Source organism: Acutalibacter sp. JLR.KK004 (assembly GCF_036941085.1).
GTDB lineage: Bacteria > Bacillota > Clostridia > Oscillospirales > Acutalibacteraceae > Acutalibacter.
The window spans coordinates 1,400,636-1,423,777 of record NZ_JAYMNQ010000001.1 but is presented as its reverse complement, the minus strand read 5'-3'; the positions used below and the strand labels follow the sequence as shown (position 1 = coordinate 1,423,777).

The 23,142-nt window shown below is 55.9% G+C and carries 24 protein-coding genes; 2 read left to right on the top strand and 22 right to left on the bottom strand.

What is annotated here, in order from left to right; all coding sequences use genetic code 11:
• Positions 1–56 precede the first annotated feature (56 nt).
• The 5 genes from VSQ30_RS07870 to VSQ30_RS07850 form a co-directional block, all read right to left on the bottom strand.
• On the bottom strand, positions 57–644 hold the full coding sequence (locus VSQ30_RS07870) for a flavodoxin family protein (RefSeq protein ID WP_160641435.1): 588 nt from the start codon (positions 642–644) through the stop codon (positions 57–59).
• A 69-nt stretch (positions 645–713) separates the two neighbouring features.
• Positions 714–2,135 (bottom strand): uracil-xanthine permease family protein, encoded by a 1,422-nt coding sequence (locus VSQ30_RS07865; RefSeq protein ID WP_201751166.1) that lies wholly within the window; start codon positions 2,133–2,135, stop codon positions 714–716.
• A 307-nt stretch (positions 2,136–2,442) separates the two neighbouring features.
• A complete protein-coding gene (locus tag VSQ30_RS07860; protein WP_160641436.1) occupies positions 2,443–3,672 on the bottom strand; it encodes an aminopeptidase in 1,230 nt (409 codons plus the stop codon).
• A 54-nt stretch (positions 3,673–3,726) separates the two neighbouring features.
• Positions 3,727–4,227, bottom strand: a complete 501-nt coding sequence (gene purE, locus VSQ30_RS07855; RefSeq protein WP_160641437.1) for a 5-(carboxyamino)imidazole ribonucleotide mutase — start codon at positions 4,225–4,227, stop codon at positions 3,727–3,729.
• 45 nt (positions 4,228–4,272) lie between these two features.
• On the bottom strand, positions 4,273–4,599 hold the full coding sequence (locus tag VSQ30_RS07850; protein ID WP_160641438.1) for a phenylpyruvate tautomerase MIF-related protein: 327 nt from the start codon (positions 4,597–4,599) through the stop codon (positions 4,273–4,275).
• A gap of 233 nt (positions 4,600–4,832) precedes the next feature.
• Between VSQ30_RS07850 and VSQ30_RS07845 the strand changes: the two genes are divergently transcribed.
• Entirely contained in the window at positions 4,833–5,888 is a 1,056-nt protein-coding gene (locus VSQ30_RS07845; RefSeq protein ID WP_160641439.1) for an FIST signal transduction protein, read from the top strand.
• 14 nt (positions 5,889–5,902) lie between these two features.
• Complete coding sequence (locus VSQ30_RS07840) at positions 5,903–6,853, top strand: methyl-accepting chemotaxis protein (protein WP_334463212.1); 951 nt, start codon at positions 5,903–5,905, stop codon at positions 6,851–6,853.
• A gap of 81 nt (positions 6,854–6,934) precedes the next feature.
• Here the strand turns inward: VSQ30_RS07840 and VSQ30_RS07835 are convergent, their stop codons facing one another.
• The 17 genes from VSQ30_RS07835 to VSQ30_RS07755 all read right to left on the bottom strand — a co-directional run bounded on the left by VSQ30_RS07835 (position 6,935) and on the right by VSQ30_RS07755 (position 23,063).
• The gene (locus VSQ30_RS07835; RefSeq protein WP_334463210.1) at positions 6,935–7,945 is read right to left on the bottom strand and encodes a DUF4097 family beta strand repeat-containing protein; all 1,011 of its coding nucleotides are present in this window, start codon (positions 7,943–7,945) and stop codon (positions 6,935–6,937) included.
• A gap of 20 nt (positions 7,946–7,965) precedes the next feature.
• Positions 7,966–8,667 (bottom strand): permease prefix domain 1-containing protein, encoded by a 702-nt coding sequence (locus VSQ30_RS07830; RefSeq protein WP_160641442.1) that lies wholly within the window; start codon positions 8,665–8,667, stop codon positions 7,966–7,968.
• 16 nt (positions 8,668–8,683) lie between these two features.
• Positions 8,684–9,028, bottom strand: coding sequence for a PadR family transcriptional regulator (locus VSQ30_RS07825; RefSeq protein ID WP_160641481.1), 345 nt, complete (start codon positions 9,026–9,028; stop codon positions 8,684–8,686).
• A 242-nt stretch (positions 9,029–9,270) separates the two neighbouring features.
• The gene (locus VSQ30_RS07820) at positions 9,271–9,741 is read right to left on the bottom strand and encodes a hypothetical protein (RefSeq protein ID WP_334463206.1); all 471 of its coding nucleotides are present in this window, start codon (positions 9,739–9,741) and stop codon (positions 9,271–9,273) included.
• Positions 9,742–9,878: 137 nt separating this feature from the next.
• Positions 9,879–10,763 (bottom strand): YitT family protein, encoded by an 885-nt coding sequence (locus tag VSQ30_RS07815; protein WP_334463204.1) that lies wholly within the window; start codon positions 10,761–10,763, stop codon positions 9,879–9,881.
• A gap of 327 nt (positions 10,764–11,090) precedes the next feature.
• On the bottom strand, positions 11,091–11,639 hold the full coding sequence (locus tag VSQ30_RS07810) for an ECF transporter S component (protein WP_334463202.1): 549 nt from the start codon (positions 11,637–11,639) through the stop codon (positions 11,091–11,093).
• Between the two features lie 37 nt (positions 11,640–11,676).
• On the bottom strand, positions 11,677–12,381 hold the full coding sequence (gene nagB, locus VSQ30_RS07805) for a glucosamine-6-phosphate deaminase (RefSeq protein WP_160641445.1): 705 nt from the start codon (positions 12,379–12,381) through the stop codon (positions 11,677–11,679).
• Between the two features lie 32 nt (positions 12,382–12,413).
• Positions 12,414–13,355, bottom strand: coding sequence for a DMT family transporter (locus VSQ30_RS07800; protein ID WP_334463200.1), 942 nt, complete (start codon positions 13,353–13,355; stop codon positions 12,414–12,416).
• Positions 13,342–14,730: an MATE family efflux transporter gene (locus VSQ30_RS07795; protein ID WP_334463198.1), complete on the bottom strand. Its 1,389-nt coding sequence runs from the start codon at positions 14,728–14,730 to the stop codon at positions 13,342–13,344. The genes VSQ30_RS07800 and VSQ30_RS07795 overlap by 14 nt, the downstream gene beginning before the upstream one ends.
• A gap of 142 nt (positions 14,731–14,872) precedes the next feature.
• A complete protein-coding gene (gene csaB, locus VSQ30_RS07790) occupies positions 14,873–17,101 on the bottom strand; it encodes a polysaccharide pyruvyl transferase CsaB (protein WP_334463196.1) in 2,229 nt (742 codons plus the stop codon).
• A 130-nt stretch (positions 17,102–17,231) separates the two neighbouring features.
• Entirely contained in the window at positions 17,232–17,999 is a 768-nt protein-coding gene (locus VSQ30_RS07785; protein ID WP_334463193.1) for an ABC transporter ATP-binding protein, read from the bottom strand.
• Positions 18,000–18,039: 40 nt separating this feature from the next.
• Positions 18,040–19,023 (bottom strand): FecCD family ABC transporter permease, encoded by a 984-nt coding sequence (locus tag VSQ30_RS07780; RefSeq protein ID WP_334464824.1) that lies wholly within the window; start codon positions 19,021–19,023, stop codon positions 18,040–18,042.
• Positions 18,968–20,161, bottom strand: coding sequence for an ABC transporter substrate-binding protein (locus tag VSQ30_RS07775; RefSeq protein WP_334463191.1), 1,194 nt, complete (start codon positions 20,159–20,161; stop codon positions 18,968–18,970). The genes VSQ30_RS07780 and VSQ30_RS07775 overlap by 56 nt, the downstream gene beginning before the upstream one ends.
• 44 nt (positions 20,162–20,205) lie before the next feature.
• Positions 20,206–21,078, bottom strand: coding sequence for a zinc dependent phospholipase C family protein (locus VSQ30_RS07770; RefSeq protein WP_334463189.1), 873 nt, complete (start codon positions 21,076–21,078; stop codon positions 20,206–20,208).
• A complete protein-coding gene (locus VSQ30_RS07765; protein WP_334463187.1) occupies positions 21,063–21,983 on the bottom strand; it encodes an RluA family pseudouridine synthase in 921 nt (306 codons plus the stop codon). The genes VSQ30_RS07770 and VSQ30_RS07765 overlap by 16 nt, the downstream gene beginning before the upstream one ends.
• A complete protein-coding gene (locus VSQ30_RS07760; protein WP_334463185.1) occupies positions 21,980–22,858 on the bottom strand; it encodes a polyprenyl synthetase family protein in 879 nt (292 codons plus the stop codon). Before VSQ30_RS07760 ends, VSQ30_RS07765 begins: the two co-directional genes overlap by 4 nt.
• A complete protein-coding gene (locus VSQ30_RS07755; protein WP_201751168.1) occupies positions 22,851–23,063 on the bottom strand; it encodes an exodeoxyribonuclease VII small subunit in 213 nt (70 codons plus the stop codon). The genes VSQ30_RS07760 and VSQ30_RS07755 overlap by 8 nt, the downstream gene beginning before the upstream one ends.
• Positions 23,064–23,142: the final 79 nt, after the last annotated feature.

The window sequence follows — 23,142 nt, the reverse complement described above, 5'->3', positions numbered from 1 at the left end:
TCTTCCTTATTAGTATAAAATAAGCTGGCGCTTAAAATTTGCCGCTTATAATCATATCATAAGCGGGAAAGGATTTCAAGACCAAGGCTTCCCGCTTTTTTCTGGGCCTGCACCTGTTTCTCCCGCCCCAGGTCAGTGGCATCCCACACCACGCAGCCCGTAAGCTGGGTGTTCATCACACTGAAGGATCGCTTAAGCTGGTAAGTGGTCACCTCTACCCCGAAATCCTCCTCGCTGCCCATGGAAAGGAGCAGCACAGCTTCCCGGCGCTTTTTAATGGGCGGCTTTTTGTTTAAGGAGAACCGGGCTTCAAAATACCGCTGGGTTCTGTCCAGCAGGGCCTTCATAGGCGCGGGAAAGGAAGCGTTGTATACAGGCGACGCCACTACCAGCAGGTCGCTTTTCCGCAGTTCCTTGTCAAAGCCGTCCAAATCGGAAAATTTGCATCCTTCCTTTTTGGCGCAGGCCCCGCAGGCTATGCAGGGGTTTGGATGCAGATCGTACACATCTATCTCCTTGATTTCCCATTCCTTCTTCCCTTTGAACCCTTCCAGGAAGCTGTCCAGCAGCATCCTGGTGTGGCCATGCCCGTTGGGGGAGCAGAACAGCACCAGCAGCCGCTTTTTGCTTTCAAAAAATCCCATTTCTTTCTCCTTTCCGCTTGTTCTTTCGTAAAAACAGGCGCTGCCTGCCGCCGGAAACCCGCGGGGCGCTTACCTGTCTGCGTCTCCCCGCTCGGGGAGCACTTCTTCGCTTTTTACCACATGGGACACCATGCCCTTGCCTGTGGCCTCCCGGTTGGGGATAACCAGGTTCAGGATAATGCCTACAATAATGCCCAGGCCGATGTTGGAGAAGCTGAAGGTGGCATTGCCAATGACAGCCCCGCCGATTGCCAGCACCAGCATAACGGCGGCAATGCACAGGTTGCGGTTCTTGGTGAAGTCCACATGGTTTTCCACCAGGGTGCGCAGGCCCACAGAGGCTATCATGCCGTAAAGCACAATGCAGGCTCCGCCCAGCACACAGTTAGGCACAGACTGGATAACGCCGATGCCCTTGCCAAAGAAGCTGACCGCTATGGCGACAAGCGCCGCTATACGCAGGGAGGCAGGGTTATAATTCCCGGTAGCAGCCAGTACAGCGGTGTTTTCGCTGTAGGTAGTGTTGGGAGGGCCGCCTACAAAGCCGGCAAATACCGTAGCCAGGCCGTCCCCCAGCATGGTGCGGTGCAGGCCGGGCTTTTCTGTGAACTTCTTGCCTACCACCGCGCCGTTTGCGTATACGTCCCCCACATGCTCCACGCAGGTGACAATGGCAATGGGCGCAATCATGCCAATGGCAGTGATGTTAAAGACGGGAAGCACGAAATGAGGGGCCTGCAGCCAACCATAGCCTGCGATGACGCTGGTATCCATCAGGGAAGCCGGGGCAATGCCGGTTTTGGTGAGGATGAGGGTGAGCACATAACCGCTGACTAAAGCTATCACAATGGAGGACATCTTTACCATCCCCCTGCCGCAGCTTGACAGGAACACAGCCAGCAGGCACACCACCGCAGCGATTACCCAAGCCCATACATAAGTGGGCATATGATAGCCCTCTGTAAAGGGGGACATGGCGGCGCCGTCAGGGCCATATTGGGTCTGGATGTTGGAAATGGCGGTGGAGGCAAGGTTCAGGCCGATGAGGGTGATGCCCACGCCCCGCACAACAGGCGGGAAAAGGGTGTCAATAAGCCCTTTGCCAAAAATGCGGATCACCAGGGACAACAGCAAATAGAAAATGCCGGAAACGATTATGCCGCCCATTGCCGCCGCTATCTGCTCATCCTTGGTGGCGCCAAAGGCAGAATTGCCGACCACGCCGCAGATGGCGGAGATAAAGGCAAAGGAGCTGCCCAGGAAGGTGGGCATACGCCCGCCTGTACAGAGATGGAAAATCAGGGTGCCAACGCCTGCGCAGAACAGGGCCACCCCCACGTCCAGCCCGGTGAGAAGCGGCACCAGGATTGTGGCGCAGCTCATAGCGAAAGCGTGCTGAAAGCCTAAGGCAATGGCCTTCTTCGCGCCCAGCTTTTCATACTCCCCGGCACAGGGAAATAAAAAGCTGTTGATTTTAGAAAACATGCTCATTTTTCTGCCCTCCCGTTTTCATTGCAGGGGCTTTTCCCTGCCCGCAGTTGTTTTGCCTGCCGGCTTACGGGCACATCCGGAGCCTTACGAAACCCGGGTCCCCTCTCCCCTCTTTTCTTCCCGCACGGGGAGGCTGGCAGGCGCTCTTGCCTATTTTATCACTGCGGGGAAGAAATAGCAAGAAAAAATGCCAAAAGGCGGAGAAAAGGATGGATGTTATGGGGGCCATCCATAGATACAAAAAGGGCCTGCGCGGAAAAAATTCTTCCCCGCAGGCCCCCGTCTATATCATTTTTCCTGTTTCTGCTTAAATGGCCCAGTTGCCGTTCCTAAGAACCGGCACAGCCTTGCCGTCCCGGGTGTATCCGGTGACATTCAACTCCTTGCTGCCAACCATAAAGTCCACATGGATAATAGAATCGTTAATGCCTTTTGCCTGGATCTCTTCCTTGGACATCCCGGCAAAGCCGGGAATGGTGTCATTAAAGCCCATGCCCAAAGCCACATGGCAGGCTGCGTTCTCGTCAAAGAGGGTGTTATAAAACAGGATGCCGGAATTGGAGATAGGGGAATCATCCGGCACCAGGGCCAGTTCTCCCAGCATGGAAGCGCCCTCGTCCATGGCGATCATCTTTTCCAGCAGCGCCTGGCCCTGCTCAGCCTTACAGGAAACGGCTTTGCCGTCTTTAAAGGTGATAGAGAACTTATCAATCAGGTTCCCCTGATAGGAAAGGGGCAGGGTGGCAACCAGGGTGCCCTCGCACTTGCCCTTTAAAGGAGAAGTGAAAGCCTCCTCAGTGGGCATATTGGGGTTGAAGAAGGTGCCGTCGATAAGGGTTTCCCCGCCGCCGTTCCACTTGCCGCCAGGGATGAGCCAGCACTTAAAGTCTGTGCCATTCTGGCTTTCATAGTGGAGGTAGTCGAAATCATAAGCCGTGAGCTTTTCGCACTTCTCGATAATGGTACGGTTGTGCTTGTCCCACTCTGCCTGGGGATCGTTGTCCTCGGTGACGCGCACCGTTTTCAAAATGACCTCCCACAGCTTTTCCACCGCTGTGCTGGTGCGCTCTCCAGGGAACACCTTCTTGGCCCACTTTTTAGAGGGCACCGCCACGATAGTCCACTGGTGCTTGTTCTCAATGGCATCCCGGTAGGGCTTGAGCACTTTGCCCCGGGCGGCGTTTATCTTCTGCATTTTGTCCACATTTATGCCCTTGAGGCCGTCAGGATCGGCGGACACGATAGAGATACGCACCGGCAGCTCGTCCACAATGAACTGCTGCTGGGCTTTCTCCCACTCCTCTACCCGGGAGCGCTGGGTGACGCTTTCATGGCGGAACTGGAGCTTGTTGAAATCCTGATCCTGCCACTGCATGTGTACCCACTTAGCCCCGGCCCGGTAAGCCTCCTCAGCCACCATTTCGGCAAACTCATGCTGCTCCACCTGGGCGAAAATCACAGCACCCTGGCCCTTCTTGATATTTACGCCGGTTTTTACTGTCAACTGCGCGTACTTGCGCATCATTGTTTTTTTCATATTGTTTTCCTTTCTTTATCTCCGCATTGCGGCCTTGGGCAGCGCCCCAAAGCCTTACAGCGCCGCCACCTTCTCCTGGAGAGCCGCGTCCTTTTTCATAACGCCCGCTTCCAAGTCCCGCTTCATCTGGGAGAGCTTTTCTGCCAGCGCCTCATCGGACAGGGCCAGCATCTGGGCCGCCAGGATGGCGGCGTTTTCCCCGCCGTCAATGGCTACTGTGGCCACAGGGATGCCCGCGGGCATCTGGACAGTGGCCAGAAGGGCGTCCAGGCCGTCCAGAGTAGAGGACTTCACCGGAATGCCGATGACGGGCAGGGTGGTGTGGGCGGCAAGCACCCCCGCCAGATGGGCGGCCTTTCCTGCCGCGGCAATCACCACGCCAAAGCCCTCATCCCGGGCGCTGGCGGCAAAAGCCCCTGCTGCCGCCGGCGTGCGGTGGGCGGACATGACATGCACCTCCGTCTCTACCCCCAGGGCCTTCAGGCGCCTGATACATGGCTCCAACACAGGGAAATCGCTGTCGCTTCCCATAATTACGGCTGCTTTCTTACTCATAGCTTGACCATTCCTTTCCTTTTGCCAGCATATCTTTTTAGGCGGTCAGTTCCAGAACCAGCGGGACACTTCCTCAAATTTCAGGTATACGTGCTTTGCGCCCAGCTCCCGCTCCAGCAGAGGGATTACCGCGGCCTGAAAGCGCTCGCAGGCCTCCTGGGCGGCGGTGCCGTAGATCATCACGTTCACAAAGGCAATGGGGCCGTCCTGCTCCCCTCCCATCCACAGGCGGCAGTTGTCTGTAAACTGCGCCATCAGGCTGCTTTCGCTTTTGCCGGGAATCAGGGAAATGGCTTTGCCAAGCTCTGCTTTTAACAGGGTTTCCTGCTCGCTGCTTACAGGGCAGCTTGTGCGGACATCTAAAAATGGCATATGCTTCATCCTCTCAGTTTTTTCCATAATACAGGAAGTATACACCCAATCCCCTAAAAGTGCAAGGGCTGTTTTCTTCAAGAGCATGGCTAAAACGCATACGCACGCGGAAAGCGGGCAGGATTTGCCCCCGCCTTTGCCTCCTGATGCTATAAAAGGTTGACACCTCCTGGATTTTCACGTATAATTTATAAAGAAATGAAACTACCAATTCATGGGAGGGCGACAGCAGCGTGAAACAGTTTTTCGGTATGAGCCAGCGCGGGAATTTGGATGAGGCACTCCGCGGCCTCCATGCCCCGCAGTTTATCATGCTATTTTCTAATGACGGCCAGTTTGAAAAGCACGTGGAAGAATTGGAGAAAAGGTTCCCTGGGGTACCCAGCATCGGGTGCGTGGGGATGAGCTACCAGACGCAGGTGGTGGAAAAGGGCGTGGGCATTATTGCTTTTTCCAATGGCGTGCGCGCCGCCGCCAACGTGCTGGAGCAGGTTTCCACCATGCCCGTCAAGCATATCCAGCGTTTGGAAGCGGACATGAAGGCGGTAGGCGGTTCCGGGGAAAACACAGTGTGCATAGATTTTTGCAGCGGCAATGACGCCTGCGTGCTGACTACTATCAACACATCCCTGGGCAAGCGCAGCATCCCCTTGGTGGGCGGCACAGGCGATCAGGGCAAAGTGTCTGCCAACGGGCGGGTATACCAGGACGCGGTGGCCTATGGGCTGGTGCGCAACGAAAACGGGCGGGTGAAAACCTACAAGGAAAACATCTACCATCAATTGGGGAATTACCGCTTTATTGCCTCCAACACAGACAGGGCCAACTACATACTGGGTTCCTTAAACGGCAAGCCCGCCAAGCAGGTCTACAAAGACATCCTCCACGTTACGGACGAGGAAATCCTTACCCGCACCTTCCAGAATCCTTTTGGCAAGCTGAATGGAAATGACACCTGCATTATCTCCATCAAGGAGGTACACGGCAACGCTCTGGCCTGCTTCCGGCAGGTCAACGATTCAGACGTGCTGATTTTGCTGGAGCTGGGGGATTATAAGGCCATCACCCAGGAGACTATCCAGCGGATTTGCGCGGACTTCCCCCGGCGGTCGGCTATTTTTTCTGTAAACTGCCTGTTCCGCTACAAGCTTTTCTCCCAGCACAACTACATGCAGGCCTATTTGCAGGATATGGCCGCGTTGGGGTGCCACGCAGGCCTTGTGGGCTATGGGGAGCATTATAACAACCGTTTTGTAAACCAGTCCATGACCTGCGTGGTCTTTGAATAAAGGAGGGGGAAGCCATGGGGTTCTTTTTTAAGAAACAGGAAAAACAGGCCCAGGAGGAAAGAAGCCTTTATCCCATGCTGCACATCGCCGGCAGCCTGAAAGGCTGCCGGCAGGAATTGGTACAGAAGGAGGTTGCCGCTCTCCAGGAGCTGAGCCTGGTAAGTTCCTCCTTCTCCGGCGTCATGCGGGAGGCTGATTTGTTCCAGAACAAGCTTTCTGATTTGGGAGATTCCTTTTCCAATATTGACGAAGCGGCAGGGCAATTCGGGCAGGTACGGGGAGACATTGCGGAAAGCGTGACCGGCGCCCAGGCCCAGATGGTGGAACTGGGAAAAATCTCCGCAGCGGTGCAGGCCTCCTATGAGGAGATGGCTGGCACCTTCTCCCAACTGCAGGCCGCTGTAAATGGCATACAGCAGTGCATGGGCAAAATTGTGTCCATTGCCGATGAAACCAACATTCTGGCCCTCAACGCCTCTATTGAGGCCGCCCGGGTGGGGGCGGCAGGCCGGGGCTTTTCTGTGGTGGCCGCCCAGGTGAAGGAGCTTGCCGGGGAAATCAAGGCCCTGGCAGGGGAAGTGAGCGATGGCGTAAGCGAGGTAGAGCAGCGGGCAAACGAGTTGAGCGGCCGCATTTCCTCTTCCCAGGAAACACTGGGCTTAGGCGTGGGCATCGTTTCCCAAACAGACGAAAGCTTTCAAACCATCACCTCCGCCGCTGACGGCGCTTCTGCTGTCCAGTCGGAAATTTCTGATGTCATTGAATCCTCCCAGGCAGAGCTGCAGATTATCTGCCGGTTCTTTGACCGGATTAAGGACTTATACCAGGATGTTCAGAAGCATATTAACAATGCCAGCAACCTGGGCACCACGAAAAGCGCCATGTTTGAGGACATGGACAACATGATTTCCCAAATCCAGCCTTTGGTGCGGGATATTGAGAACCACTCATCTTTGAAATCCTGAGTATCGTCCTTGAACGCCAAAAGCGCCTGTCCTGAGTCCTGGACAGGCGCCTCTTTTATCTGCATAAAATATACCGTAAAGTCAGCCTGCGGCGGAGGCTTTCAGAACCTGCATGTTTCCTGAGGTGGTGGAAAAGGACAATTCACCGCTGGGCTTTCCAGTGCCGCATACGCGTTTCCCGCCTTTCCCGTCTGTGGAAGGGAAGTCGGAGGAGAAGGAGCCGGAGACAGTGTCATGCTCTACAGTAAAGCTGGCGTTTGACGGAAGCTCCACTATGATGGCCCCGGAGACAGACTCCATTTTCACCTCTTCCGGGCAGGCAGAGAGAGCAGCCCGGCTGGAACCGGAGACGCTGGAGGAATCGAATTTTTGAGCGGCGCCCTCCACATCAATTTCACCAGACACAGAATGGCAGTGCATTTCCTCTGCTATAGTATCCGCAAAGCGCAGCATGCCGCTGGTAGTGCTGGCATCCAGGTTTTCAGAAGAAAAGTCCTTCAGGATAATGTCGCCGCTGGTGGTGCTGAGTCCGCAGTCCTCGCTAAAGGCCAGCTTGCTAAGACGCAGCGCGCCGGAGACAGAGGAGAATTCCCCTTCTGTGCCGGTAAGGCCGGAGATATCCATGTCTCCGGAAATGTTTGAGCAGTCTATCTCTGTAAGCTGGGAGGCCACCTCTTGGGGAAGCTCTACAACCAGGGATTTGCTGTTCATACCAAAGAAATTCAGGGAAAACAACTTGAAACGGCTGTGATCCCAGGAAATTTCCAGTTTATTCCCGTTTATCCTCACCTGCATCTGCTCTGACTCCTCCAGCTTGTGGCCGCTGCTTTCTGTGATGCGGATTTTGCCTGCCGGGACGGCCTTCACCTCTACCGGGCCTGCTTCCCAGTTTATTTCCAACTGGGCGACAACGTTTTCCTCCGGATCCAGGGTTATTACATTGTCGTAGCCATAGGAATGTTCATCTGAGCTGGCCTGTGCGGCCATAAGCCCAAAGCCGTTGCTGCTAAGGCCTACCAATAGAATGCCAGAAAGGAACACAACTGCGATGGAACCGGCTACAATAGTAAAAATCGCGCGCTTCTTTTTCATATAAGTCTCCCCTTTCCGGCCTACCGCACATTTTTGTCCTGGAGGGTCAGCACCGCGCTGATAATGCTGTCCACTGCCGGGGCAATTAAGAAAATAATCCAGGTGATGTACCACTTGCCTGTGCCAAAGCTCAGGAGGAAATACAGGGCCAGCACCAGGGGCCAGTATGCCGAACGGATGGATTTCATCATCTGCTTTTTCTGGGACTTGCCTGCCTGCCACTCTTTAAATTCTTCCACCACAGTGCCCGGCATGACATAAGGCTGGTTTTTGGGCTTTGTCATGTGATCATAAATCAGCAGGCCTGTGGCGGCGGCTATCATCACAAACATCAGCGCAACGCCCAGCACCGGCCAGCCTTCCCCATAGCCGCCAAACAGGCTGGAAATCACGATGACAGGCACCACGCTCAAAATGTACAGCATTACAGCTATGGTAACCACAGCAGCATGGCGGGCCCGGCCTTCCTCCGGCATAGCGGGCTGGGCCATAGGCGGCGGAACATCCTCATCCTCGGAAAGCCCGGCAAAAAGCTCCCGCACATCGCCAATGCTCATAACCGTAAGGTTATAGGCATCATCTTCGCTTTTGCCCTCGCTTAAAAGGGCAAAATATTTATCCAAAAGGTTCTGGGTCAGCTCCACTTTCAACTCATAGGCCCGCTGGGTGCGGGGTGCGCTTTGAAAAAGCTCATCCACATAGGCCCTTAAACGGTATTCCATACAATCGCGTCCTTTCTCACTTTTTCATCTCAGTTTCCGGATAAATCAGCCGCTGCAAAAGCCGGGCTGACTGCTCCCACTCTGCCGCCATGCGGGTATACTGCTCTACCCCATACGGGGTGATGGAATAATACCGCCTGCGCGCGCCGGTGTTCTCATCTCCCCAATAAGAGGTGATACACCCTAACTGCTCCAGCCGCCGGAAGGCCGTATACAAGGTGGCTTCCTTTAGCTCGAACAGACCCTCTGTCTTTTCTACAATGGCCCGGTTGATTTTATACCCATAGCTGTCTTCCTGCATCAACTGGGCCAGAATAATCGTATCCGTATGCCCGCGGATAACATCTGACGCAATGGACAAAGCGCCCCCTCCTTTGTTCTGGTTTTCCAGGGCGCGCCCCAAAGGCTGTGCCCCGTTTACAGGTAGATTATACGCCTTATATACCTCGCCTGTCAAGGTATATAAGGCAATAAAATACTTACAAATTTCTTACCAGCTTTGAAAAAGACAATAGCCTGAAAATGATTTATAGTAATGCAAAAAGACGGCGGGGACTGCTTCCCTGCCGCCTTTTTGTATTACTATGAAAAGATTTCCCTCCATCAGGAAATTACCGCATGATTCTTCCGATACGTATCGTTATCCTTCTGCGCCAGCTCCTGTTCAATCTGGGCCAACTGCCTTTCCTGCGCTTCCCTTCGCTGAGGATCCTGCTCCCGTTCCACCTGCTGGGAAAGCTTCTCCTGCTTCTCCTTCAAAGCTTTTATCTCCCTGTCCACCTTCCCGGTGTCCATCGTGGTGACATTGGATTCTTCCTTCTCTTTTGCAGGAGCCTCCGGGATAGATTTCTCCGGATCGTCAAACTCCACCTTAGGCACACCATCTTCTTGCACCACCCGGTACAAGCCAATGGGAGCGTGGGCCTCCTTATCCTCTGGTATGTATTCGTCAAAAGCGGAAGCAGGCTGTTTAATTTCCGGCTGGGCCTGTTCCGCAGCGGGGGCCTGCTTAACAGGGGCTGTTCCCTGTATCCCCTGTGCCTGGATACCAGCCTGCACAGCGTTTATGTTCATAAATAATCCCTTCCCTTCTTCGCCTAGTTAAAAAATATTACACTTTTAGTATAGCACCGGCCCTGCATGGTGTCAAGGCGACAAAACCCTGTCGGCAGGCCAGCCCTGCCATTTTAAGAGAATTGTAAGGAATTTCCTTACGGTTCCCCTCTGAGCACGTCCGCCACCTCCGAAATGGATATGTAAGCAGTGGGATCTTCCGCATGGACAATGTTCTTCATGCGGGTGATCTGGAAACGGTTCAGAACGATGTACACCACGCTTTTAGCGGACTGGGAGAAATAGCCTTTGGCGTCCAGGATGGTCAGTCCGCATTTAAACTCCTCAGAAAGAGAAGCCCCCACCTCCTCAGGCTTGGAGGTGACAATCATGGCAGCTTTGGAGCGGTCTATGCCTTCCACCAGGAAGTCCACTGTTTTCAGGGCGGCGGCATATGCCACAATGGAATACAGGGGCAGGATCCAGCTTTGCAGAAGGATGCCGCAAATGACATACAAAAGTAGGTTATATATCATTACAAAGGTACCTACTGTCAGCCCCAGGCGTTTGGCAAAGATGACCGCCATCACCTCTATGCCGTCCATAGCCCCCCCACTGCGGATGGCGAGGCCGCTGCCTACACCGGAAATCAGCCCGCCAAAAATGGCACATAGCAACAGATCCTCCCCCGCCAAGGGAGAGGCAATGCTTACATCTACAGGCAGCACGTCGGTAATCAGCCAGGCCGCCAGGGAATAGATCCCTACTGTATAGATGGCACAGACAGTAAAATAAGCGCCCTGTTTTTTATAGCCGTACAAAAACAGGGGGACATTGAGCAGCAGCAGGAAGAAAGACAAGGAGAGGTAGTCCGGCGTAATTTGAGAAAGGAGAATGGAGGTGCCGGAGATGCCGCTGTCATAGAGCTTGACAGGGGCCAGGAACATGGTTACCCCGGTGGCATTGATAATGCCTGCCAGGGTGAGGAAAAAGAAAGTTTTAAAGGTGAATTTTTCTTTGAGCTTCGCAGATTTCTTGTTCACAGCAGCCTCCTGAAAACAGATTTTCTATATAAATGGCATAGTTTTTACTGATTTTATTGATAGTATATCATAAATTCGCCTGCTCTGCAACCGCTAGAAACAGCTTGATCCCTAAGAACTAAGACGGCAATGAACCCTGTGTATACAGAACCAAGGCGGTGCTGGAGAGAAACGGAGAGGATAGTTCATCTGTTTGTCTGCAACAATTTTTACATCTGCTTTACACAGCAGCTCCTATCACACAAAAAGCCGCAAAGTTTCCTTTGCAGCTCTTTTGTTCATCTACATATTCTATAGTTCTTTACGCCTGCCTGTCAGGCGATTCCTTCAATGCTCTCCGTAAGGCCCCAAAACAGGGTGCAGCTTCCACAGAGCCAGCACTGCCACGGGCAGTACGGCCAACTGGATGATAAGGCCTGGCAAGGGAATTACAAAGCTTTCCTGTGCCCAGATCCACCAGGAATAGGCTCCCGGCCTGAGGAGGAACGCATGCAAAAGCCCCTCTATCCCGCGCCCCAGCAGAATGGCGCCAATAAGGGCGGCGTACACATTTATCCAGCCCCAGCCGCTGCGCAGCAGGCACACCAGCAACCCTGCCAGAAAGCCATAAAGGGCGCAAAGGCACAGAGATACCGGAAGGGCAGAAAGAGAGGGCGCCCCGAAAATCATGTTGGAAAAAACAGGGCAGAGCGCGCCGCAGGACAGCCCGTAAGCCGGGCCGCACAGCAGTCCGCAAAAAAGCACGCAGAGCTGCATGGGCAGCACCACAGGCTCCCACCCTGTCCGCATACGCACCAGGGCAGGCAGCGTTACTCCTAAAAACAGGCAGAACACCAGAAAGCCTGTCTCCCACAACACCCTTCTGGGGCTTTGCATAGGCACCCTCCTCCCCCTTTAAAATAGGCTGGCTTTTCTATTTCCGGCTGGTTATCACAGTTACATCCGGATGAAGCTGCAGAACCGAGGCAGGCACCCGGGGCGTTATCATGCCAAACAGCGCCTTCTGTATAATTTCCGCCTTGTCCGGCCCTGCAATGAGCAGGATTTTTTTCGCCTTCATAATGGTGCCAATACCCATCGTCACCGCCTGGGTGGGTACGTCCTCTATCCTGTCAAAAAGCCGGGAATTGGCTTCTATAGTGCTTTGGGCAAGCTGGACAGGATGCACCTGGCAGGGGAAATCCTCCTGCGGCTCGTTAAACCCGATGTGCCCGTTGTGCCCAATGCCCAAAAGCTGCATGTCCACCTGCATGCCGGCTGCCAGCTCTTCATAGCGGCGGCACTCAGCTTCCAGGTCAGCGGCGCAGCCATCAGGCAGGAACGTGTTTTCCGGCTTTATATTGACCTTTTGAAAGAGATGGGTATTCATAAAATACCGGTAGCTTTGCGGGTGCTCCGGCCCCAACCCGCAGTATTCGTCCAGGTTTACAGTGCGCACCTGGGAGAAGTCCAGCAGGCCTTTTTCATATTCCGCTGCCAGCCTTTCATACGTGCCGATGGGAGAGCTTCCCGTGGCAAGCCCCAGCACGCAGTCCGGCTTTAAAAGCACCTGTGCCCCCAACAGCCCAGCGGCAAGGGCGCTCATTTCCTCATAGCTGTCTGTATGGATTATCCGCATAAAATAACCTTCCTTTCCCATATATGGGTTCTCTATGTTTCCGCTTCTTTTGCTGTTTTCTTGTCCGGCAGTTGTGCCAGCACCACGGCCCCGAACACCAGGGCGCACCCCATAAGCTCCCGCAAGGAAAGGGGCTGGCCCAGCACCATCCAACCGGATACCGCCGCAAATACAGATTCCAAGCTCATCAGCAGGGAGGCTACTGTGGGGGGCACATTCTGCTGCCCCACAATTTGCAGCGTGTATGCCACCCCGCTGGAAAGCACCCCCGTATACAGCAGAGGCCCCCAGGCAGGGAGCAAATCTCCCAAGGCGGGCTTTTCAAAAATCAAGGCGAACACCAGGGACACCGCCCCTGCCACAAAAAACTGCACGCAGGAAAGCATGATGCCGTCCACCCGGGGGGAGAAATGGTCGATAACCAGAATGTGCAGGGAGAAAAACAAGGCGCTGATGAGTACCAGCAAATCTCCCGGAGCGATGGAAAAGCCCTCGCCTGTGGCGGCGCCGCTGAGAAGGTAAGCGCCGGCAAGGGCCAGAACTACCCCGATCCACACCTTAAAGCCTGCCCGTTTTCCCAGAAACACACCCAGCACAGGCACAATGACAATATACAGAGAGGTCAGGAAGCCCGCTTTTCCGGCAGAGGTGGAGGTCAGGCCCATCTGCTGCAAAAGGCTTCCCCCGGAAAGCATGACGCCGCAAGCCGCGCCTCCTATGAGCAGCGCCTTATCCAAAAGCCAGAACTTCTTCTTTTCCCCGCTTTTCTCCGCTCCCCTGCCCTGCCGCCGGGAGAAAAACCAGATTACCGGCAGCAGCGCCACGCTTCCGATAAAGCTGCGGGTGGCGTTAAAGGTGCAAGGCCCGATATAATCCATGCCCATGCTCTGGGCCACAAAGGCCGTTCCCCAAATAAAAGCTGCCAGCACCAGCAGCAGCGCATAGCGCCGTGTATTCTTCCTATTCCCTTCCATCAGCCAGCTCTTCCTTTTTATTGTTGTCTCTCGTCAGGTTTTTCATCCAGTTATACCGGTTTATCTTCACCACTGCCACAAAGCACTTCAAAATCTGATCGCACTTCAGGCAGGCAAACACCACCCAGGGCGCGGCCCCCATCCACATGGCGATAAGGGCGGAGGGGATTACCACCAGGAACACAAAGATGGTATCATTTTTAAAGACAAAGGAGATGTCCCCGCCGGACTTCACCAGGCCGAACAGGCAGGCAGCCTGATAGCAGGTGCCGATAATGGTAACGGCAATTACATTGATAAACTGGTATGAATAAGCCTGGGCCTCGGCGCTCACATCGTATAGGCCGATGAAGCCGTCCCGGAACAGGAGCACCAGCGCCCCGGAGACAAGCCCCACCCCCAGGAAAATCATCTGTACGGTTTTGGCGTATTCTTTCATCTTCTCATACAGCCCCGCGCCCACAGTTTTTCCTGTAATAATGCCCACAGCGGAGGAAAGGCCGTTCATCCACACGTAAATCAGGTTGTGGAGCATGCCGGTGATGCTGGCGGCCGCCATCACGCCGGCAGTATAGCACCCCAATATCTTGGTGTTTGCCAGCATATTGACAGACCACACCACCTGCCCGCCAATAATGGGCAGGCCATAGCGCACAAAGTCCTTTAATAGCTGCCTGTCCGTGCGGAGCAGATCCCGGAAGCCCAGCCGTAGCTTCTTATCCATAAAGAACACATACCCAGCGCTGACGCACATTTCCAGGACGCGGGAAATCAGCGTGGCAACTGCCGCGCCCCGCACCCCCATGGCGGGAAAGCCCAGCTTGCCGAAAATCAGGATATAGTTTAAAGACACGTTTACCACCAGGGCTATAATGGAGATATACAGCCCGATTTTCGCCGTCTCAACGCTGCGCATGGAAGCGATCATCACCTGGGAAATGCAGAAGAACAGGTATGTAAAGCCTACAATCTGTAAATAGACCGCCCCTTCCTGGATGACCCCAGCCTCCTGGGTGAACAGGCCGATTACCACTGAAGGAAACAGCACCGCAATAAGGGATGCCACGATGCCTACCCCCAGGGCAAACTTCACCCCGATGGACACCACCTTCCGGATGCTGCCTGTGTCTTTTTTTCCCCAATACTGGGCGGCAAGGATGAGGATGGCCCCCTCCACGCCTCCAATAAACATCTGCACCACAGTCTGCATCTGGTTGCCCACATACACCCCTGAAACGGCGTTGTCCCCCAGGGAGCCTATCATCAGGTTGTCCGCAAAGTTTACCGCGAAGGTGATAAGGTTCTGCAGCGATATGGGGATTGCCAGGGTAATCAGGGTTTTATAAAAGGACTTGTCCTTTGTAAAAACCGCCATGTGTTTTCTCCTCCTCCCAAAATCCATTCCACCCGATTATACACTACCCGGCGCAGGAAGTAAAGCCCTGCGCCGGGCATATTTTCCGCGTCCCCCTGCATAAACATCCCCCGTCCCAAAGGGCGGGGGCACAGGATATATTTTACTGCTCCAGCAGCCGACGCAGGGCCTCCACGTTTTCCTGCTGCACCTGGATAAGCTTTTCCGTACATTCCAGAAGCTTTGGAGCCCCCGGCTCCCAGCGGATTTCCCTGTCCATGGCGGCTTTCAGGTTTTCCGCTGTCACCTCTCCCAGCTCAATGCAGGAACCATAGCCCAGATACCGCAGGAAAGAGCCGATTTTGGGATCGTAGGAAACCCCCACCATGGGAATGCCGCTGAGGGAAGAAAAGATAAGGCCATGCAGCCGCATGGACACCACCAGCCGCATGTGGGATAATACGGAAATAATCAGCTCCGGGCTGTCCGCGCTGTCCAGAATATGATGGGGGCAGGCAAGGCCCCGGCAGACTTTCCCGGCGGCAAGGGTATCCGGCGCCGGGTTCAGGGCAAGGAACACAGGGGTCAGGCCATAGGCGTCATAGGCGTATTGGGCACAAGCGGCGAACACGCCGGCCTTTTCTGTGAAACCCGCCCAGGAGCGCAGCATAAAGCAGATATAGTTTCCCTCTGTCGAAAGGCCGCTGGCCGCAAGGCAGGCAGCCGCCTTCTGCTCTCCGGCAGGAGGCAGCACCAAAGCCGGGTCAGAGCTGAGCTGGATTTCCGGACTTGTCACCCCAAAGCCCTTAAGCTCCCGCACCGAGTCCTCCTCCCGCAGGGTGATGGTGTCCACCGAACTGTTGAGCACGTGGCGCACCAGCCACACGTTCATCTTCCCAGTGACCGGCCCGATGCCGCAGCCATACATATCCACCTTGTTCCCCAGCCGTTTGGCGGCCCAGAGGGTGAACAGGTAATACCACAGGCTGCGCTGGCTGGTGGCGTTCTGGATAAGGGTGCCGCCGCCGTTAATATACAGCTTCGATTTCCCCATGGCCCACAGCATTTTTAAGAAATGGAAGGTGTAAAGGGCATTCACCCGGTAGCGGCGTTTAATGCTCCCGGTGTTTTTTGCCAGCACGGTAATGGGCATGTCCTTGTCAAGGCCCTGCACCGCCTGTATCACCGACTTTAAAATGGCGTCGTCCCCGGCGTTGCCATGGCCGTATGCCCCGCAGATAATGGCTCCGTCCCGCCTGCCCCGGGCCTTCCGCCGGGCGTGGCGGCGCAGCACGTCCTTGTAGATTTCCAGCTGGTATTCTACCATGTGCTCCAGGGAAAACTCCCTTTGGGCCTTCTCGAAAAGCTTCTCCCCCAGCTCCCGGCGCAAAGCCGGATCCTCATAGAGCTGAATAAGGTATGCCGCAAGCTGCTGATAGTCTTCCGGCTCGAACAAAAGGCCGTTTTCTTCATGATCTATCAAAACCGGCACCCCTCCCACCCGGGTGGACAAGGTGGGCAGATGGAAGCGGGTGCCCTCTGCCAAGGCATAGGGAAAGCCCTCGGAAAGGGAGGACAAAAGGTTGATGTCCACAGCATTGTAGAAGGAATCCATATCCTTCACCCAGCCCGCAAAGCACACCCGGTTTTCAATCCCCAGCGACTTGGAAAGCTCCCGCAGCTTTTTCTCATCTTCCCCATCCCCCGCGCACACCAGCTTCAGGTTGGGGCATTTTTGGGCGGCAACCTGCAAAGCCCGCAGCAAGGTGGAATGATCCTTAACGGCAGTCATCCGGGCCACAATGCCTACCACCACGTCCCCCTCCTGCACCTCAAGGCCTAAAGAGCGCAGAAATTCCTTTGGGGGCACACAGTTTTTAGGGGCGCTGAAATCTATGCCGTTATAGATGGTATAAATCCGCTCCGCAGGGAAGTTCCGCTCTATCATGGCCTCGGTAACAGGCCCTGCCACGCAGATGTAATAATCCACCTGCCGCAGGCAGACTGTATTGGTGGTGCCATACACCAGCCGCGCCCCGGGGCGGCCCAGGTAATCCAGACGGTAATCGCTGTGTACGGTGGTGATAACCGGCACCTGCAGATACCTCTTCATCATCACACCCATCAGGTTGCCCCTGGCCCCATGACAGTGCAGGGCGTCCACCTCTCCTGGGCGCAACAGCTTTTTCAGGTGAGGCAAATCGGAAAAGGGGTTCCCCGTATCAATAATGTGAACCGGGATGCCCAGCTTTTCCGCGTCCTCTGAAAACTCTCCCCGGCGAAAGCATACCAGCTCTGCGTCCACATGCTCCTTCAGCTTACATAAAAGCCCCAGCACATGGGTTTTGGCGCCGCCTGTGTCGCCTCCGCCTATCAGATGCACTACCCGCATAGTAATCGCCATGCGATACGGGACACACATAAAAAGCCGCAGAAAAGCAGGCCAGTATATCCGGTATCGTTCCTTTCTTCCGAATTTTCACCAGTATCTTCCTCTATTATACCTGCCTGCGGCCCCAGGGTCAAGGCCGCACAAAGAGGAACTCCTCCCTGCCGTTTACCAGCACCCGTTCCCCCCGCACGCCAAAAGCCTGCTCTGGCACGCCGCTTTGGAAAACCTCCCGGCTTTTCCCAAAGGCCAAAAGCTTCCCCTGGCCCAGCACAGCTATAAAATCGCTGTAGGAAAAGGCAAGGGACAGATCGTGCAGTACCATCACCACGGTTTTCCCCCGCTCCCGCAGGCTCCGGATAAGCTCCAGCATCTCGTATTTTTGCCCGATATCCAGATAGGTGGTAGGCTCGTCCAGGAAGAACACCTCCGGGCTTTGGGCCAGGGCCATGGCAAAGTAAACGCGCTGGCGCTCTCCCCCGGAAAGCTTTGGCACCTCCCTTTCCCGCAAGGAAAGCACGCCCGCTTCCTCCATGGCCCGAAAGACTGCTTCCTTGTCCGCGGCCGTCAAGTCGCGCCCAAAGGAAAGATGGGGATACCGCCCATGGGACACCAGCGCTTCCACTGTCAGGGCGGGCGCTTCCCGCATCTGGGGCAGCAGGGCGCAGAGCCTTGCCCACTCTTTGCGGCCCGCGTCCTTCCGCATCCTGCCATCTATGGCGATTTTCCCCTTCAAGGGAGGGATCAGGCCGCAGGCCGTTTTCAGCAGGGTGGTTTTCCCGCAGCCGTTCGGCCCGATAAGGGCAGTCATCCTGCCTTTGGGGGCTGTGAAGCTGACCCCCTCCAAAACCGCCCGGCCCCCATGGCCAGCGCTCACCTGGGAAAACGAAACCACAGCCATCCCTCCTCTCTTTATTTTCCTCTCAGTTTTCAAAAGGGCTTCAGCGCCGCCGCCTGCGCAAAATCAAAAACAGGAAGAAAGGCCCGCCTGTAAGGGATAAAAGGATGCCTACCGGGATTTCATAAGGGGAAAACAGCAGGCGGCTGAGAAGGTCGCTGAAAGTGACCAAACACGCGCCCAAAAGGCAGGCTCCGGGCAGCAGCCAGCGGTGGGACTGCCCGAAAAGCCTGCGGGTGATATGGGGCACAATCAGTCCCACAAAGCCGATAAGCCCGGAAAAGCTGACGGCACAGCCTGCCAGCACGCAGGAGAGGATGATGGCGGCAAAACGTATGACGCCCACCGGCTGGCCCAAGCTGCGGGCCGTCTCCTCCCCCAGACAGAGCACGTCAAGCTGCCGGGGCAGGAGCATACACCCTAAAAGGGCCAGCAGGATACACACCCAGGCGGGGGTGATGTCCGCCATAGACACCCCGGAAAAGCCGCCGATGAGAAAGGTGCTGCCGTTATAGAGGGTTTCCGGGGAAAAGGTTTTCACAGCGTTTAAGCCCGCCGTGAAAATACTGCTGACTGCCACGCCCGCCAGGATGATGGTCAGCTTCCCCGCCCCGGCGGCAGCGGCCACAGCATATACAATAAGGGTGGCGGCAAGGGCGCCCAGGAAGGCTCCCAGGGCACAGGCCCCTGTGCTGCCGGGCAAAACCGCCATAAACAAAAAAGCGAAAAAGCCCGCCCCGGCGTTTACCCCGATAACATTGGGTGAAGCCAGCGGGTTTGAAAGCACTGCCTGGATTAAAAGCCCCGCCACCGCCAGGGCCGAGCCTGCAAGGAGGCTGGCGCACACCCGGGGCAGCCGCACATACAGCAGGATGCGGGCATCCGGGCTTTCCGCCCTGCCGGAGAGGATTTCCCCTAAGGCAGAGGGCACGTCAATGAAGGAGGCCCCCGCCCCGGCCCCCAGCAGGGCGCTAAGAAGCGTCAGCAGCAGAAGCAGCAGCAGTTTCCTGCTGTCCCTGGCCTTCATCGGCAGCTTTGCGCTGCCACTCCCCTTCAAAAAGGGCCGGATAAAGGATTTTCCCCAGGTATTCATAGCTTTCCCCCCAGCGGTTATTGGGCTTATAGTGGAATAAATCCTTGGGCAGCACGATATAGCGGCCTTCCTTCACAGCGGTCAGCTCCTGCCAGGCAGGGTTCTTCTCTATGAGGGAGTCAAGATATTGCAGAGCCTTTTCCTCGTTTCCCATGGTGGTGACAAAGATGAAGTCCGGATCTGCCCCAATAATCTCCTCCAGGCTCAAATCCTCTAACATGGAAGGGTGATCGTCCGCAATATTGCGGGCGTTCAAATCCTTTAGAATAGAGCCTGCCAGCTCATCGTCGGTTTTAGCTTTAATGCCTGTGGAAAAGGCCCGCATCAGCAGCACGCTGGGCAGGTTGCTGCTCAAGGCGGCAGTCATCTTCGCCTCTTGAATCTCCTCTCCCACGTCCTCCACGTTCTGTTTATACAGATCCTCCCGCCCGGTAAGGCCCCAGAACTGGAACATCATGGAGCTGTAATCCGCAAAGGTATCCACCCGGAAGCAGGCGCAGGAAATCCCCGCGTTTTCCAGCACATCCCGGATATCCATCTGCCCGGCAATGTCCGGGTTCAAAAGCACCAGCTCCGGCTCCAGGGCGATGATGGTCTCTGCGTTCGGCTCCTTCACCGTGCCCACCACAGGGATGTCCGCAGGAAGCCCCAAGTCCCGCTCCTCCAAAGCGTCCTTTGTCACGCCGGCAAGCTCCCCGCCGGCAAGCAGCCAGGCCTCCGCATAGGATCCGTACAGAGAGACAGTGCGGGGGTTCTCCGGCATGTCCGGGAATTCCCCGCCCAAAGAATCCCGGAATATGCCCGGGTTTAACAGGGCGCCATCCTCTCCCCTTCTGGAAAACTCCGGTATGACATACTGCTCTTTGCCGTCTCCCCGGTATTCATACGCGCCAGAAACATCCGGGGCACTCTCCATCCCGGACACAGCAGGGGCCTGGGAACTGCTTTCCGGTTCCGGCATGGCAGAGGACAGGGCCGCCTCACCAGAGGAAGATGCAGGGGCAGAGCCGTCCCCGCAGCCAGACAGCACAAGGCAGAGGCATAAAAGGCACAAGAAGGTTTTCTTTATCATAAATAGCGGATTCCTTTCTCTTTGGCGTTTTTTCAGCATCCTGTTTATCCGAAGGGCCTTTCCCCGGTTATGGCGGCAAGGTCGCAGGACGGGAAATCCTGTATCAGCCGCCGGGCAAGCTGTACAGCCTGTTCGTACAGGGAGAAAAAGCTTTCTGTGCGGCCTTCCCCGCCCCAAGGGCTTTCCTGCACGTTGGCGTAATCCACCTCATTCCCTTCGGTGAGGGGCACGATGTGGGAGGTTATCACATGGGGCCTGCCCCGCTCCAGCAGGCTGAAAAGGCGGTGCTTAAAGCCTGTACGGTCGGTAATGGCGGCAAAGACAAACCGGGTATCCCGGGTGGCCTGCAGCAGCTCCTCCTCCGGAATCTCCTGGTTGTATACCTCCAGCAGCACTGCATGGTACAGCTTGGCAATGCGCCGCTGTATTCCCTCGTTTTTGGGGAACAGGTTTTTAAGCTTTACCTCTGAGGGCAGCTTTCCGGTTTCCCGCCGCAGGACAATGGCATCCAGTGCCGACTCTATCTCCCCATGCATGGAAGAAGGCGTTTCATGGGGGCGCTGGGCAGCCAGCTCCCCTGCCAGGGCGTTTACATAGGGGTGGGCGGTGGAATCCAGGGCGTAGTGGCACAAAAATCCCTGGACATAAGAAGCATAGGCTGGCTCCGGGTGTTTTTCCAGAAAGTTCCTCATAGCGGACAGGGTCAGGGAAGGCCGGGTGCTGTGCAGCAGGTTCCCATATTCCTTTAACCCCTCCTTTTCCTTCCCAATCCCTACAAAGCGCAGGTAATGGTGGCAGAAGAGAAAATCCGGGCCTTGGGCGCCCCAGAAATAGGCAGGCTCTACAAGCCCGCCGGCTTCCGGCAGGCCTTCCAAGACGGTTTTCGCAAAAGTATAATGGGTCAGGCTGGCTGGCATTTGCATCGCCCCTTTTCTGATTTTATGATGCCTCCCACCTCTGGCAGCCAGGGAAAGGCTTCTTTCATGTCTGGCGGGAACCCTGCGGCAAAGGTTCTGTCCATATCAAGGGCTGCGCTTTTCATGTGCAGAACCCCGCAGTGCAGCGCCTGCCGGCCTATTAGGGCCTGGCTGCCGCCATAGAGATCGTCCCCAGCCAATGGATACCCCATATAAGAAAAATGCGCCCGGATCTGATGGGTGCGCCCGGTTTCCAGCCGCACAGCCAGCAGGGTGTGGCCTCCCCCGCTTTCCAGGGCCTCCCAGTGGGTAACCGCCCGCTGGCCGCTGCCGCACTGGCGCTTGATTTTGCTCCCCTCTTCCAGCCCAATGGGCACGTCTATGGTGCCCCGCCCGGAAAGGGTTCCCTGGCACAGGGCAAAATACGTTTTTTCCAGCGCCGTCCCAGACACAGCCAGGGTGTGTTTCCCCAGGGCGATAGCGCCGCTGGTGTCCCTGTCCAGCCGGTATAGAGGGCAGAGCAGCGGGCACAGAGCGCCCTTAGCCTGATAATAATAGGCCGCGCCGTTTAAAAGGCTGTCCCTGTCATGCCCCGGGGAAGGATGCACTGGCATTCCGGCAGGCTTATGAACCACCAGGAAATCCTCCGTTTCAAAGAGGACAGAGAAAGGAAGCTTCTCAGGAGGGTACGTCCCCTCTAAAAGGGGCAGGCAAAAGGACAGCATATCCCCTGCTTTCAGCAGGGCCGTGGTGAAAACAGGCACGCCGTTTAAGAGGATTCCCCCCTCTGCCCGCTTCTGCTGTGCCAGCACATGGGCAGAAAACCCCAGCCGCTTTTTGGCAAAGTCCTTTACAGCCGCCCCCTCCCACTCTAAAGGTACGGCATAGGAAAGGCGGCGTGTCAATTTTCCCTGGCAGCAAGGGAAAGGGCAAGGCTTTCCAGGAAATCCTTCTCCCCTGGAAAAGCCTTCAGGGCTTCCACCGCTTCCCGGGTGTACTCATTTACCAGGCGCTTGGCCTCTTCCACCCCCAGGAGGGAGACGTAATTCTGCTTGCTGCGGGCAGCATCCATGCCTGTATCCTTTCCCAGCTTGTCCGCGCTGCCCTCCACGTCCAAAATATCATCCCGAAGCTGGAAGGCCATGCCCAGGCCATAAGCATACCGCCTGGCAGCCTGCAGGGCCTCCTCTCCCGCCCCTGCGGCAATGCAGCCCATGCCGCAGGCAGCGTCAATCAGCGCCACAGTTTTCCCGTCATCCATGGCCTGCAGGAGGGGCACTGTCATCTCCCTGCCCTCAGACCGCAGGTCAATGCACTGTCCTCCCACCATGCCTTCATGTCCCGCCCGCCTGGCAAGAAGCCGCGCTCCCTCCAGCGCCGCCTTTGCATCCCCGGCAAAGGAAAGGGCTGTTTCAAAAGCCAGGGTTAAAAGGCCGTCCCCTGCCAGCAGGGCCATGGCCTCCCCATAAGCCTTGTGGTTGGCGGGCCTGCCCCGGCGCATGGCGTCATCGTCCATGCAGGGCATGTCGTCATGGATGAGGGAATAGGTGTGAACCATCTCCACAGCGCAGGCAAAGGGCAGGGCCATGGAAGGCTCTCCCCCGCACAGTTCGCAAAAAGCCAGGGTGAGCACAGGCCGCACCCGCTTGCCGCCGCACAAAAGGCTGTAGGCCATGGCCTCCCGCACAAGGCTCCTGCCGTCTCCCTCCGCCGGGGCCGGGATGGCCTGGGTCAGGGCCTTTTCAATCTGCTCCCGGTACAGTTCCATTTTATCAGCCATCCGCTTCGCCCTCCAGTTTCGCAAGCTGGGACACCTTCTGCTCCGCCTTGTCCAGTGCTTCATAGCACTGGGCGGAAAGCTTTGCCCCTTCTTCAAAAAGCTTCATGGCCCCTTCCAAGGGTTCCTCCCCGCTTTCAAGCCTTTTAACAATTTCCTGAAGCCGCATCATGGCTTCTTCAAACTTCAGCTTTGCCTTTCCCGCCAACCAAAACCACTCCCTTCCTCTGCGTTTTCACACAGCATCATTCCCAGCTTTTGGGGATTTTAATCGCCGCGCGATACTG